A 14,529-nucleotide genomic window follows, 5' to 3' on the forward strand; every position below is an offset into this window, starting at 1 on the left:
TGGCAGATTGTTGGCTCCTTGTCTAGGCTTGAATGGAGCCTTTGAAAAGGAAAGGATACCATGCCGAGGCCAAGATATGCTCAAGTCAGTCTTGAGGACACCCCCTTCTATCACTGCATCTCCCGCTGTGTACGCCGCGCCTTTCTGTGTGGCGTTGATGATTATTCCGGCAAGAGTTATGAACATCGCCGTGATTGGGTTGAGTCGCGTCTATTGGAACTGGTGGCCGTCTTTTCCATTGACTTGTGTGCCTATGCAGTCATGTCCAATCATCTGCACTTGGTGCTCAGAGTTGATTTGAAAACCGCCACTGAATGGACATTGGAGCAGGTTTTACAGCGTTGGCACCTGCTTTACAGTGGAACCCTGTTATCCCAGCGTTTTCTGCGCGGTGAAACACTTTCTGATATTGAATATCTCACCCTGCAACAAACCACTGAAGTCTATCGCCAACGTTTGATGGATATCAGTTGGTTTATGCGCGCGCTCAATGAACCTATTGCCAGACAAGCCAATCGGGAAGACGGATGCAGCGGTCGCTTCTGGGAAGGCCGCTTCAAATCCCAGGCACTATTGGATGATGCAGCCGTATTGGCCTGCATGGCTTATGTTGACTTGAACCCTATCCGCGCGGGAATAGCCAAAACCCCGGAGAACTCAGACTATACCAGTATTCAACGGCGGATACAGGCCGCGATGCTGGGCGAAAACACACCTGAGCTGTTACCCTTTGTCGGCAATGAACGGCTGAACATGCCACAAGGATTGCACTTTGATGCCAAGGATTATCTGCAACTGGTCGATGATACCGGACGTATTATCCGCCACGACAAGCGCGGCCAGATTACTGCCGGCACTACGACCATTTTGAATCGTTTAAACATCCCCATCGACAACTGGCTCAAGTTAACGACTGATTTTAGCCGTCTATTCAAGGGGCCGGTTGGTACACTGGAATCTCTTACAGACTACTGTACTCACCTACAACGACGACGAAGGCAGGGGGCCGAGAATTGTCAGAAGCTGTTTAGCTGAATCCCCGAGGCTCCAAGATATTTCTCTCCAATCGAACTTTGTTCGACCTCCATCGTGTCTGAAATGCGACTTTTCGCTCATTTCAACAACCGAACGCCCCTCAAAAGGCTTGAAAGATGATTTTCTCCCAGTGAAAACATCAGTGTTTCTGTAATCCAGGCAACTAGAGCTTTCACTCAGCTAACAATGGGTGTCATTGTTGTTTTCATAATCAAAAGAAGCTGGTGTATGTGTATGAAGATCGAACTTCCACCATCTTGCCCCAACAAAACTCATTGCTTACATCCTTATGTTCGATTTATTCAAGAGAGTGCTAACGCCTGTAGCTGCGGTAAATTGCGAGCGCAGCGAGTAATTTGTCCGACAGCCTACACTTGTTAAGCATTTGGATTTAGTGGCGCGGACTGCGGAATTACTCCCGCCTTTATGTTCTCTAGAGTCCCATCTACCAGAGGCCGAAAAGCGGGATCTTTGTACATTTCCGTTAAAATTACGATAGTGGTATTTGCAGGGCCAGAAAATGTAAATCTTGGCGACTCAAATTCATTGTGAGCCAAGCTAAATCCCGCCTTCCCCTCGATTACTAGCTCAGATGCTGAGAATCTGCATTGCCTAAACTCCTTTCCATCTAGTACTACTCGCTGCACACCGTATGTTTCACCTTGTATGCGTTTCAATGGCCCTTTTCCTACGTCGGAAGGGCGCACCAAAACCCAGCCTATGAGACCAAGGATGCCTAATAGAAAAACGAGCCAAACCGGCAACTCCATGCTTTTTGAAAGATAGTCTGTGTACAAATCCTGCCAGCCGAGTATCAGAGTGACTAGCGCACTGAAAAGCGAAAGAATAAACATAGCAAGTATGATTATTGGATGTTCTTGAAGCTGCTTGGTTAGTTTTGAGAGCATGTTCATCCTCGTATTGCTTAACGCCGCGCTCTGCGGCAAATTTGGAGCGCAGCGTAAAATTTGTCCGACAGCAGCGCTTTGTTATGCATTTTTACCACGACCTTCCAAGCTATTCTGGACTTGGTCTGGCACAAACATCCTCTTTGGTGTTTGTTCAAAAAAGCGAATATGAAATGCCGACGACATTTCGCTTGGTCGAATTCTGACCCAAGGATCTTCTAACTCTTGTGGCGTAAACTCAACAGGAATCGAAGGATCAAACTCCCCCTCGTCAATTTTTAAACACTCTGGGCCTATTTCTTGGATTTTGTAGCCGTTTGAATAGATATGAATAGCTTTAACCTTTTCTGCTAGCGATTTATTTGCTATTGGCAGAAACATTGCTTCATCAATATCTTTAAGGCATATGGTTGGGAAATACCGTATAAAACTATCTTTACTGTAAGAAATTGGGAGAAACTCGACTTCACTCCGCCCTATTGATGATGAGCTTCCTACCTGTTTGTAACGTTCATCTTCATCATCGTCTATTTCTGTTTCAGAATCATTTTCTATGTCGAGATAGCTTTCCCATTGCCCTCCGGCTATGCCGTGTTTAATACCAGGTATCTGTTCTGTAAAATCACTACCCTTGTCGTTTCGCATTCGGTTTGACTTATCAGAGCTACCAAAAATTATCCCAAGTATCTTTTGCTTCGGCTCCTTCAGATACATAGAGCAAAATAACCTGAAATGTCCTATATCATCCGCGGAATATTTTTCTTTGAGTTCAAATGAGAGAGTTAAATGGTTCAGCGGATCAGTTGATTCTTGGAGGAATAGCAACCTATTCAAGGTTCCCTCTATTCGCTGAAATCCGGTTGAGATAACTGATTGTATATCATCACCCCATCGAGCGAAGAAACTTGCTTGCTCCTCTTCAGACAGCGTTATATTCAAATATTGGAATCTTAGTGAAAATCCATCTGGGCTGTCCAAAGTTATTCGTAGCCTTTCGCGATCTAGAATTTCGCAGTGCGTAATACCTTGTTTTTTCGCGCTCTCAATAAGAGAGTCTTTATCTCCTATCGTAAGGTTTATATTGGTAAAGAACACGAAGACGCTTGGCTTCTTGTTTGCGCCAAGTGCACTATGTAGATCGCTAGCAAATTTTTCATTAATGGTTCTTTTCTGCTCGTTTGAATCGTTTGCCTGATTGACAAAGCCTACAGCCCCATAAGCTAGCGATTCATCCCGGAATAACGCCTCTATATCCCTACCACCATCGGGACCACCTCGTGGATGCCTTGGCCGGACATCAGAGAATCTTTTGTCTATAGCCAAAATAGCCCTGCACAATTGCTCTCTGTGCAACTGGTTAGTGTCTAAGTAACTTTTTAGTCGTTCGTCCGTTTGATATGGCAACTTCTAGCTCCGAACTTTAAATGCATAACAGCTGTATAGTGCGCATGCGCATTTTAGTCCTCGGAGGAGTGTAAACGCGCATCGCTATCTGTTTGTATTCGCTGGATATAATAGAGTTTAGCCCGAATATCCCTTGCAGCTAAACGCGCATGCGCGGTTTCTAAACCTATTATCTACCCGCTGTATTTTTTAACTTTATGAATTTAAATCTATTTTCTAAAATGTTACGGAAATAACGCGCAAGCTTAGCAGCAAATTTCCGGCATTTTTCCTGGAACGCCAATAATACTGTATAGAAAATCAGTTCTGAGGTGCTTGTCATAAGCGCTTCAAGCTGTACAACCTATGGCCTTACAAAAAACGTCGAGTAAAGCCATGGCTACCGCACGGGTCCAAACTCTGTTCGTCCCTACATTCCGCAATTCCGCTGAAAACGGAAAAGTGCTGCTTTCCGCTTAAGCAAGCACTAAAGCTAAGCGGTTGAATTGGTTATACAATACCCAGTACTGAATTTGAAAACAATTAGCCAAAGGTCAAGTTTTGACAAAGGCAACAAAACACTGATTTAGCTTGTTTTTACAACAGTATTGACTGGGTTGGAAACCCAAAGCGACGCGACTTTAGGCCGCTGGCACAGCGGCTATCATAGCTCCCAGCTAAAAGTTCCTAAGTTAGTACTGGCCGAGCTTCCGGCCACGATGTAGTCCATCACCTGCGGTGCGCTTTTCGCACAGGCAATCCTGTGACTCGCTGCGAGTACGTCCCTGTAAGCTCTGCCTCGCCATCCCTGGCTCGGAAGGTCACAGTTCCGCCTGTGCTTGGAATTAGGTGTATGTCTGTAGGTACATAAGCAATTTCAAGCAACGCTATGATTGCAGAATTGCACCAATTCCCGCTCGAAGCGGCCGCAGGGCGTTGATGACAATCGCGTAGCGAGGCATGGCCGTTCACGGGCTTCCTGCCCTTCACGGCATTGGGACTCCTGTCCGGCAGATGATGACGCAGCTCAGTCAAATCAGGGGCGAGTGTCGCCTAGCGACGAGCTAACGAGCGCGAAACAGGATGTTGAGCTGGGTTAGAGTCACATGGATGTGACTCGGAGCGTCTGGCGCGATAGCGAATTGGCATCATAAGCACAAGGGGTTTTCCGCTGCGTCGCGGGTCGATGGGGGTTTGGGAAGGGGGCGAGTCGATACAGCCCCCTTTCCTCGGGTGTGGGGCGGTGAGTGTCGCATAGCGACATGCTTACGAGCGAGAGCCATAGATGGCGAACTGGCAGTTGTGCATGGATGCACTTGCTCCACGACTTTACGCCGCTGGCACAGCGGCTATTTATGGCTTTAAGCCAAAACTTACCAATGAACTTGCTCCTAGCGGCTAGCTATAACCCATCACCTGCGGTGCGCCTTTCGCACAGGCGATCCTGTGACATGGCGAGAGTTGCGTAGCAACATGCTTTCGAGCGCGAGTCATGGATGACGAGCTGGCAGTTAAACAGGGACGTTATTCGAGTACGTCCCTGTAAGCTCTGCCTCGCCATCCCTGGCTCGGAAGGTCACAGTTCCACCTGTGCCTGGAAAATGGGTGTATGTCTGTAGGTATATAAGCAATTTCAAGCAACGCTATGATTGCAGAATTGCACCTATTCCCCCTCGGTGTCGCCGACAGCCGTTGGCACAAATAACGTGGCTGAGGGCGAATGCTCGCCGGTGGCGAGTGTGCTTATGAGCGCGAGCCAAGGAAGGCGAGCTGGCCTTTATCCATGGAAGGATTTGGATGCCGAAGCAGCGACAGTCGAATCAGGGGCGAGTGTCGCTTAGCGACGAGCTCACGAGCGCGAAACAGGATGTTGAGCCGGGCCAGAGTCACATGGATGTGATTCTGAGCGTCTGAAGCGGTAGTTATTTGCGCCATTAGGCCGAGGGGCTTTCGACACCGTGTGGGGCGGCAAGGGAGATCCAAGAGGGGATTGCTGTTGATCCCTTCTTGGTCGGGTGTGGGGCGGTGAGTGTCGCATAGCGACATGCTTACGAGCGAGAGCCAGGGATGGCGAACTGGCAGTTGTGCATGGATGCACTTGCTCCACGACTTTACGCCGCTGGCACAGCGGCTATCATGGCTTTAAGCCAACTCTTCACCGATCGTGAACATTCAAGAAATTTCGCTAAATTGTAAGCTGGTGTAGCATGGCCTCATACACAACTTATAGAATTCATAACAATCTCTGAGTTCAGTGCCAAGGCCTGAACTGACCAGGGTAAGAAAGTCTTTTGCAGGTAAAAAGCAACCAAGCATAGGAATCACTTTGAAAATTAGGACAAGAGAACAGTTGGTCGATTTCGTAGACCAAGGGAATAAGGTCAAGTACATATTCTTCTGGGGACACCAGGAGAAAGGAGAACAAATTTCCAAGAGTTGTTTTAGTCAATGGTATGACGCAAAGTTTGAAGAAGAAGGCAACGTCTTCATTACTGCGGAGCATTACATGATGTATCACAAGGCAAAGCTATTTGGTGATGACATTGCATGTGAAAGAATCCTCCTTGCAACCAACCCTGGCGCAGCCAAAGCTATTGGTCGGGAAGTTGTCGGGTTCAACCAAGAAGTCTGGGATGAGAGACGCTTTGAAATAGTGCTTAATGCAAACTTAGCTAAGTTTGCTCAGCATACTGAACTAAAATCGTTTCTGCTTAATACTGGAAACCGTATCTTGGTCGAGGCTAGTCCTGTAGATAAAGTATGGGGGATAGGGCTCGCTCAAGATCATCCTGAATCTGAAATTCCCAGGAGATGGAACGGCTTAAACCTGTTAGGGTTTGCACTCATGGAAGTTCGCGATCGGCTCAGAAAAGATCTCTGACAATCAAAAGCCAAAAGAATAACAAGCTTCAAATAATGAATAAAAATTCATTTATTTTCTCTCATCCTCTGGGTAGACTGAGCGCCCTCTTATCCAGAACATCATAATAAACATGCAATTAAGTCGTAGGCATTTTATTCAGGCCGGTTTAGCCGGTACCGCACTGGGGCTCAGTGGCTGCAGTAATTTCTCTTTATCTTCCCAGGAGCAGGCCCAAGCTACTGTCTCCAAGGGGCCCTTGGCGCTGAACTTCAATGAAAACCCGCTGGGGATGCCAAGCAGCGCCAGAGAAGCCATTATGCAGCATATGGGCGAGGCGCACCTGTATCCCGACAGTGCCCGTCAGGCCTTGCTCAAGCGCCTGGCAAGCTATCACGGTATCAGCCAAGAGCAGCTCATCTACGGCAATGGCTCTTCCGAAGTACTCAAGTTCGCCATAGATGCCATGGCTAGCGCTCACTGCCAATTGGTGATGCCCAAGCCTACCTTTGACATAGTGGCCGACTATGCCAAGGCCCGGGGACTCAAGGTAACTGAAGTGCCGCTGACCGCCGAGCTGCAAACCGATATCGCCGCTATGCAAGCCGCCGTGGCCGCGCACTCTGGCCCTTCCATTGTCTATCTGTGTAACCCCAATAACCCAACTGGCCTCTTGCTGCCCAAGGCGCCGGTTGCACAGTGGCTGGCCAAGGCCAGTCCCGAGCTGCAGTTTATTATTGATGAGGCCTACGGCGAGTATGCCGGTAGCGATTTCCAATCCGCGCTGCCGTTCATCCAAAATGGCCAGAAACACACAGTGCTGACCAAGACGTTCTCCAAAGCATGGGGAATGGCGGGACTGAGGGCCGGTTATGCCATTGCCGCTCCGGAAATGATAGCCGCCATGCAGGCCCAGGCGAGTTTTGACAACGCCAACCTGTTTGCCCTCTATGGGGCGGCAGCAGTGTTGGATGACAGCGCCTGGCTGGCGCAGACCCGCAGCAACAACTTAGAGGCCGGTGCCATTATCATTGCCACACTCAAACAACTGGGGCTCGACTATCTGCCACTCAACGCCAGTTTTATTTTCCACCGCATCAAGGGCAATAATGAAGACTATCGCAAGCGGATGCAGCAGGCCGGCATTCTGGTAGGCCGCACCTTCCCAGGGCTTGAAGGCTGGAATCGCTTGACCTTGGGCACACCAATGCAGATGCAACAAGTTGCCAAAGAGATGCAACGTCTGCGTTTGGAAGGTTTGCTCTAATTTCTCTTTCAAGTGCTGTTTCAAGAGCTGTTTCAAGAGCTGTTTCAAGCACTCTTTCAAGTGCCTTGGCTTTTCGCTAGACTCGGACTTTCGCAGCCTTTTTCAGAAGGATTCTGATATGCAGGTCCAATCCATTCTGGGGGCGTTATTCGCCCTCGGTTTCTCCCTGTCGTTGCAAGCCGCCCCCGGCGAGCTGGTCATCAACAAAAATGCCAAGCCCAAATCCTCAAACCGTTATATCGAAGCCGTTCATAAAGAGATCCCGGTAGCGGGAGCCAGAGAGGCCCAGGTTCGCTATGCCATTCTCGAAGGAATGCTCAGCACCAAGGGCTTTGCCTGGGTATACGAGGGCGAAGGTGAGGGCTATATCCTGGCCCGTTTCGACTATCGCGGCGACACTAATGTGATGCGCATTGAATACGACGCCAACTATATTCAGCTTAAATACCACGCCGCCCTGGGGGATTTTGTCTGCAAGAAGCTGATTGATGATATCTGCTACAAGAATGGCCGTGGCTATTACAACTACATCAAGAATCTGCGTCTCTCCATCGCCCAGGAGCTGAAAAAATCATGAAACGAATACTACTGCCGCTGCTGCTGAATCTGTTATGGCTAACCCCGGCTTCCGCCGAGACTGAATATCAATTGCAACGCTGGCAAAACCCAGTACCCACAGGTGGTTATGTGCAGGATATCCCCGCCATGTTGCAGCGGGCCGTTACCCGGGATAACTGGGAACTGGAAACTGCCGCTGATGGCACCTGGCTAGCCCGGCTCAATAACTACAAGGGATACACGGTCGAAGTAGAAGTCGCACGGCAGGCACAGGAACTGCAGCTTAGCCTGATCTCCAGCCGCTGCGATTGCAAAATGGACCAGGCCAAAATCGACAGCTGGTTAATTCGCCTCAGGCGCAATATCGCTCTCGAAGTCACCAAAGCCGCCAGAGATGAGAGTTTGCGACAAAAGCTGAAGGCCAAATATTAAGGGTATTCCCGTGATCGGCAAAGGTGTCGAAATCTTAAGTTAACAAAAACTTGCTAGTCTGTGCGCCGGAACCTTCCATGCCACACAGCACAGGCTCCAAAGTGTGACAGTTGAAGCTTAATATCATTTACCGCTTTCACTCTGCCACACTTATGCTACCTTTCAGCGACGCTATAATAAGTAAAAATATGCAGCCTATCAGGAATAACGACTGCGAAATGGATCCTCGCCTCAGAATACGAGCCGACAGCAAGCTGCCGACTAAACCTAACAAGTGGGGATCTGTTTTATGTTCTTCAATAAATCGTCCAGACATGCGCTGGAACAATGTCAATTGCAGCTATCCAGGCAACTGGCAACAGTACAAGCCATAGAGCAGTCGCTTGCCTGTGTGGTGTTCACACCCGAAGGCACTGTGATAGAAGCCAGTCGCCTGTTTGCCGAGTTGTTTGGCCTGGAACAGGAAAAGCTCAAAGGCATGCCTCACAAAAGCTTGTGTCAAACCGATTATGCCGCCTCAACCCAGTACCGCAGGTTTTGGGAGCAGCTCAGGCAGGGGAAAGCCGCTGCAGGGGTGTTTGAACGTCGCCATGCAGATGGCAGCAGCATCTATTTGCAGGCCACCTACTTCCCGGTGTTTGAGCAGGGTAAAGTCACCCGCGTCATGAAAATTGCCGCCGATGTCACCAACAGCCAAATGGAAACCGACACTCAAAAAGCAGTGGCCAACGCCCTGGATAACTCCCAGGCGATTATCGAGTTTGACCCCAAGGGCAATATCATTGAGGCCAATGCCAATTTTCTCGACGTCATGGGCTATACCAGGGCCGAACTGAAAGGACAACACCACAAGCTGTTTTGTGACGAGGCCTTCTACCGGGAACACCCCCATTTTTGGGAAGAGCTCAATAAGGGCCAGTTCAAGTCCGGGCTGTTTAAACGCTTCAATAAACTGGGGCAAACCGTCTGGCTTGAGGCCAGCTATAACCCGATACACAATGCCGCCGGTAAAGTAATCAAGGTGATTAAGTTTGCCAGTGATATCACCGCCAGGATAGAAAAGTCCCAGGCGATTAAAGAAGCGACCGAAATAGCCCACAGCACGGCGCTGAATACAGGTGCCACAGTCGAGCAAGCCATAGACAGTCTCGACAGGGTAACTGCTACCTCAAACAACATAACCTATCAGGTACAGCAGGCCTCAGAGGCGATAGCTCAGCTCAATGAGCAGTCACGCCATATCCAGGCGATAGTCTCGACCATCAGCGCCATTGCCGAGCAGACCAATCTGTTGGCGCTCAATGCCGCAATTGAAGCTGCCCGCGCCGGTGAACAGGGCCGAGGCTTTGCCGTTGTCGCCGATGAAGTCAGGCAACTGGCGGCCCGCACCAGTGAGTCCACCAAGGAGATAGGCTCTGTTGTCAGTCAAAATGGTCAGCTTACAGACAAGGCCACCCGGGAAATGGCGGCGGTGGCCGAAGCGGCCAACCAAGGTAAAATCCAACTTCAGGATGTCGCGGACCTCATGAGCGCGATTCTCGATGGTGCCCGTAATGTGGTTGATACAGTCGCGTCCCTGTCCGATGAACATCAGGGACATTGATTCGAAGGCTCATCCCGCTCCTCTAAAAAGCCCCCCCCAGCCAAGGCCGGGGCTTTCGCCGGATCTTGAGTTTACCCAACGGTTCGTTTCGGCTATGTCGCAACTGCGCCAGCGTCAGGCACAATGCGCGTGCAGATAAAAAGTTAACAGCGACAAAATAGCCGCTTGGACAGGCCAAGCCTCAAGCAACTCAAATGAATAAGCCTCTTTTTTACTACTGACATAAAAAAGGGAAGCGCTGTGCTTCCCTATCATCCTTACCGGCTCAACTACGCAGTTGCCGGAAACACTCGGCAATAATCTCCAGCCCCTGCTGCAGATCCCTGTCACTGACAGTCAAAGGCACCAAGAGACGCAGCACATTGCCATAAGTGCCACAGGAAAGCAGGATAAGACCGCGCTCTCGCGCCAAGGTAAGGACTCGGGCGCAGTACTCCGGTTTTGGCACACCATCTTCAACCAGCTCCATGGCCACCATGGCGCCGAGGCCGCGAACATCGGCAATAAAGTCGTGCTCCTGTTGCAGCTTGCCAAGCGCTTCTTTAATGACAGCACCCACCTGCTTGGCCCGCGCCAGCAGCTGTTCCTTCTCGAAGGTTTCTATCACCGCCAGGGCGGCAGCGCAGGCAAGCGGATTGCCGCCATAGGTGCCTCCCAAACCGCCGGGACCTATGGCATCCATCATCTCGGCCCGACCGGTAATACCGGAGAGTGGGAAACCGCCGGCAATGGACTTGGCAAAAGTCGTGATATCGGCGGCAACGCCCATCTGCTCCATGGCAAAGAAGGTGCCGGTACGGCCGGCGCCCGTCTGCACCTCATCGGCAATCAGCACTATCCCTTCCTTGTCACACAGCTTGCGCAGCCGCGCCATAAACTCGGGGGATGCGGCATAGAAGCCGCCCTCGCCCTGCACCGGCTCAAGAATAATAGCGGCAATATCCGCCGGCTCGGCATCATTCTTGAAAATCTGCTCGATGGACTTCATCGCATCGTCGTCACTCACACCATGCAGCGCGCAGGGATACTGGGCGCGAAACACGTTGGCCTGCATCAGCCCCATGCCCTTACTGTAGGGCGCCACTTTACCTGTGAGCGCCAGCGTTGCCATGGTGCGGCCATGATAGCCTGAGGTAAAGGCGATGACACCGCTGCGTTTGGTATAAGCTCTGGCGACCTTGAGGGCATTTTCCACCGCCTCCGAGCCACTGGTAAACAGCGCCGACTTCTTGGCGAAATCCCCGGGAACCAGGGCGTTGAGTTTTTCGCAAACGGCCACATAACTCTCATAACCCAGCACCATAAAACAGGTATGGGAGAAGTCTTCCAACTGGCGGGCAACCGCCTGCTTGACTCTGGGATGCAGGTGCCCGGTATTGAGCACGGCTATGCCACCGGCAAAGTCCAGATATTCGCGGCCCTCGACGTCCCATACCCGGGCATTTTCCGCCCGTTCCACAAACACCGGGTGTATCTGTCCCACACCCGGTGCCACTGCGGCCTGACGCCGCACCATCAGAGAGTCATTGCTTATCATCCTGCTATCCTCTGTTGATATCCCGGTATCGCCGGGACATGGGTTAATCAGACCGAGAGGCAGAGATACTTGATCTCCAGATATTCCTCTATGCCGTATTTAGAGCCTTCCCGTCCCAGCCCAGAGGCCTTGATGCCGCCAAAAGGCGCCACTTCGTTGGAGATAAGCCCGGTATTGATCCCCACCATGCCGTATTCCAGCGCCTCGGCGACTTTCCAGACTCTGGAGATATCCCTGGCGTAGAAATAGGCTGCCAAGCCAAACTCGGTATCGTTGGCCATGGCGATCACTTCATCGACACTGTCGAAGCGGAACAGCGGCGCCAGCGGGCCAAAGGTTTCCTCTTTGGCGACCCGCATGCTGCCATTCACCTCGGTCAAAATAGTGGGTTCGAAGAAGTTACCGCCCAGCGCCCGGCCGCCTGTCTTGACCCTGGCGCCTTTGGAGACGGCATCCTCAAGATGCTCCTGTACCTTTTTCACCGCATTCTTATCGATCAAGGGCCCTGTGGTAATGCCGGATTCGGTGCCGGCCCCCACCTTGAGCTCGGCCACTTTGGCGGCCAGCTTTTCGCTAAAGGCATCGTAAACGGACGACTGCACATAGATGCGGTTGGCGCAGACGCAGGTCTGGCCGGCATTGCGGTACTTTGAAATCATCGCCCCTTCTACCGCAGCATCCAGATCGGCATCGTCAAACACGATAAAAGGCGCGTTGCCGCCGAGTTCCAAAGACAGTTTCTTCAGGGTGGCGGCGCATTGCTGCATTAGATGAATGCCCACGCCGGTCGAGCCGGTGAAAGATAACTTACGCACCACGGCGCTTTCGCAAAGGGTATTGCCTATCGCCTTGGCATCACCGGTGATCACGCTGAAGACACCGGGAGGAATGCCTGCTTCAATCGCCAGGTAGGCCAGCGCCAGAGCGGTAAAAGGGGTCTGCGGCGCCGGTTTGACTATCATGGTGCAACCGGCCGCCAGTGCCGGTCCCGCCTTACGGGTTATCATCGCCGCCGGGAAGTTCCAGGGCGTAATGGCCGCAGTCACGCCCACGGGTTGCTTGATCACCAGCAGGCGCTTGTCCTGTTGATGGCCTGGGATCGTATCGCCGTAAACCCGCTTACCCTCTTCGGCAAACCACTCGATAAAGGAGGCGGCGTAAGCGACCTCACCACGGGCTTCTGCCAGAGGCTTACCCTGCTCTGTGGTCATCAGCAGCGCCAAGTCATCGGCGTGTTGATTGATAAGCTCGAACCAACGTTTGAGAATGCTGCTGCGCTCTTTGGCGGTCAACGCCCGCCAGGCCGGTAGAGCCCGCTCGGCGGCATCTATGGCTCTGCGGGTTTCAAATGCGCCCATCTCGGGCACACTGCCGATACGCTCGCCGGTGGCCGGGTTGAAAATATTGACCTTCTTGCCTGAGTCTGCGTCCAGCCACTGGCCTTCAATATAGGCTTGTTCACGCAGCAGCGCACTCTGGTTAAGTTTCATTGTGACTCCTTTAAATGGGCGCCAAGCGCCCTTGTACGGATAGGCATCAAATACCCAGTTTGTCCCTCAGGCTGTAATACCAGGCGCCGAGCGCAGAAAAGGGGACTCGCAGGGCATGTCCGCCGGGAAATGGATAATGGGGCAGGCTGGCAAAGGCATCGAAACGCTCCGCCTGTCCGGTCAGCACCTCGGCAATCAACTTGCCCGCCAGGTGGGTATAAGTCACCCCATGACCACTACAGCCCTGGGAGTAATAGATGTTGCTGCCAATCCTGCCGACCTGAGGCAAACGGGAGAGTGTCAGCAGAAAGTTGCCTGTCCAGGTATAGTCGATACGGACCCCTTTCAATTGGGGGAAGGTCTTGAGCAGCTTGGGCAGGATAATCGCTTTGATATTCTCCGGATCTCGGGCGCCGTAGACTACACCGCCACCATAGATCAGGCGTTTGTCGGCCGACAGGCGGAAATAATCCAGCAGATAGTTACAGTCCTCGACGCAGTAGTCCTGCGGCAACAGACTGTGGGCCAACTCATCACCCAAGGGTTCTGTCGTGATTACCTGGGTACCGCAAGGCATGGATTTAGCAGCAAGTTGGGGCAGCAGTTTGCCAAGATAGGCATTTCCAGCCACCACCACAAACCTGGCCTTAACCTGGCCATTGGCGGTATGTACTATAGGGTACTCCCCTTCGTCGATACGTACTACGGCCGAGTCCTCAAAAATTTTTCCACCGAGAGATTCCACCGCCCTCGCCTCACCCAGCGCCAGGTTCAGCGGATGGATGTGGCCGCCACTCTTGTCCAGCAAGCCGCCGATATAACGGTCTGTATTGACCACCTGGCGAATGCCGGCATCATCCAACAACTGCAGCTGGTCTGTGTGGCCATATCGCTCCCAGAGGGCTTTTTGCTGCTGCAGATGCCCCATCTGTTTGCTATTGATGGCGGCAAATACCCCGCCGTTTTTGAGGTCACAATCTATCTGGTATTTTTCGATGCGTTCGCGGATGATGCGGCCGCCCTCGAAGGCCATTTCGCCAAAGAGCTTGGCCTGCTCCTTACCGACAGTGCTTTCTATCACGTCGAGATCGCGGCTGTAGCTGTTGACTATCTGGCCACCGTTGCGGCCAGAGGCGCCCCAGCCCACTCTGGCCGCTTCCAATACCACTACCTTGAAACCGGCCTCCAACAGGTGCAGCGCCGAGCTGAGTCCGGTATAACCGGCCCCTATCACACAGACATCGGTTTCCAGCACCTCGCTTAAGCTGTTGCGTTCACGAGTGTCATTGGCCGAATCGGCATAATAAGAGGAGGTGTGGGCAGTGGCAGTCATGGTTATTCCAGCCTTTATGTTTGTTATTTTTAACACTTGCATCATCCTACACAGTTAAATCGACTAAAACCAGTAGAAAACGCATTATAAAACACAAATCGTTCAAAATTTAAAACACACAAA

11 protein-coding genes are annotated in these 14,529 nt (G+C 51.6%); 6 read left to right on the forward strand and 5 right to left on the reverse strand.

Going from position 1 to position 14,529, the window contains the following annotated elements:
• The first annotated feature begins 60 nt into the window (after positions 1-60).
• Complete coding sequence (locus SIL79_RS01315) at positions 61-1,035, forward strand: transposase (RefSeq protein WP_233962709.1); 975 nt, start codon at positions 61-63, stop codon at positions 1,033-1,035.
• A gap of 377 nt (positions 1,036-1,412) precedes the next feature.
• On the opposite strand, the gene SIL79_RS01320 is transcribed toward SIL79_RS01315, so the two are convergent.
• Together SIL79_RS01320 and SIL79_RS01325 are read right to left on the reverse strand one after the other, a co-directional pair.
• Positions 1,413-1,949 carry a hypothetical protein gene (locus SIL79_RS01320; RefSeq protein WP_233962708.1) on the reverse strand — a complete coding sequence of 179 codons (537 nt, stop codon included), beginning with the start codon at positions 1,947-1,949 and terminating at the stop codon, positions 1,413-1,415.
• Between the two features lie 75 nt (positions 1,950-2,024).
• The gene (locus SIL79_RS01325; RefSeq protein ID WP_319618915.1) at positions 2,025-3,266 is read right to left on the reverse strand and encodes a hypothetical protein; all 1,242 of its coding nucleotides are present in this window, start codon (positions 3,264-3,266) and stop codon (positions 2,025-2,027) included.
• A 2,386-nt stretch (positions 3,267-5,652) separates the two neighbouring features.
• Here SIL79_RS01325 and SIL79_RS01330 point away from each other — a divergent pair.
• The 5 genes from SIL79_RS01330 (at position 5,653) to SIL79_RS01350 (ending at position 10,046) form a co-directional block, all read left to right on the forward strand.
• On the forward strand, positions 5,653-6,207 hold the full coding sequence (locus SIL79_RS01330) for an NADAR family protein (protein ID WP_082014284.1): 555 nt from the start codon (positions 5,653-5,655) through the stop codon (positions 6,205-6,207).
• A gap of 112 nt (positions 6,208-6,319) precedes the next feature.
• Complete coding sequence (locus SIL79_RS01335) at positions 6,320-7,453, forward strand: pyridoxal phosphate-dependent aminotransferase (protein ID WP_233962706.1); 1,134 nt, start codon at positions 6,320-6,322, stop codon at positions 7,451-7,453.
• 118 nt (positions 7,454-7,571) lie between these two features.
• A complete protein-coding gene (locus SIL79_RS01340; RefSeq protein ID WP_162206665.1) occupies positions 7,572-8,030 on the forward strand; it encodes a hypothetical protein in 459 nt (152 codons plus the stop codon).
• On the forward strand, positions 8,027-8,443 hold the full coding sequence (locus tag SIL79_RS01345; protein ID WP_162206666.1) for a hypothetical protein: 417 nt from the start codon (positions 8,027-8,029) through the stop codon (positions 8,441-8,443). The genes SIL79_RS01340 and SIL79_RS01345 overlap by 4 nt, the downstream gene beginning before the upstream one ends.
• Positions 8,444-8,732: 289 nt before the next feature.
• Complete coding sequence (locus tag SIL79_RS01350; protein WP_162206667.1) at positions 8,733-10,046, forward strand: methyl-accepting chemotaxis protein; 1,314 nt, start codon at positions 8,733-8,735, stop codon at positions 10,044-10,046.
• Positions 10,047-10,311: 265 nt separating this feature from the next.
• On the opposite strand, the gene gabT is transcribed toward SIL79_RS01350, so the two are convergent.
• The 3 genes from gabT to SIL79_RS01365 are packed head-to-tail and all read right to left on the reverse strand — an operon-like array spanning position 10,312 to position 14,406.
• The gene (gabT, locus tag SIL79_RS01355; protein WP_039034295.1) at positions 10,312-11,583 is read right to left on the reverse strand and encodes a 4-aminobutyrate--2-oxoglutarate transaminase; all 1,272 of its coding nucleotides are present in this window, start codon (positions 11,581-11,583) and stop codon (positions 10,312-10,314) included.
• A 47-nt stretch (positions 11,584-11,630) separates the two neighbouring features.
• Positions 11,631-13,073, reverse strand: coding sequence for an NADP-dependent succinate-semialdehyde dehydrogenase (gene gabD, locus SIL79_RS01360; RefSeq protein ID WP_162206668.1), 1,443 nt, complete (start codon positions 13,071-13,073; stop codon positions 11,631-11,633).
• 46 nt (positions 13,074-13,119) lie between these two features.
• On the reverse strand, positions 13,120-14,406 hold the full coding sequence (locus SIL79_RS01365) for an NAD(P)/FAD-dependent oxidoreductase (RefSeq protein WP_162206669.1): 1,287 nt from the start codon (positions 14,404-14,406) through the stop codon (positions 13,120-13,122).
• Positions 14,407-14,529 lie beyond the last annotated feature (123 nt).

This window comes from Shewanella indica (assembly GCF_033842865.1).
GTDB classification, from domain to species: domain Bacteria; phylum Pseudomonadota; class Gammaproteobacteria; order Enterobacterales; family Shewanellaceae; genus Shewanella; species Shewanella indica.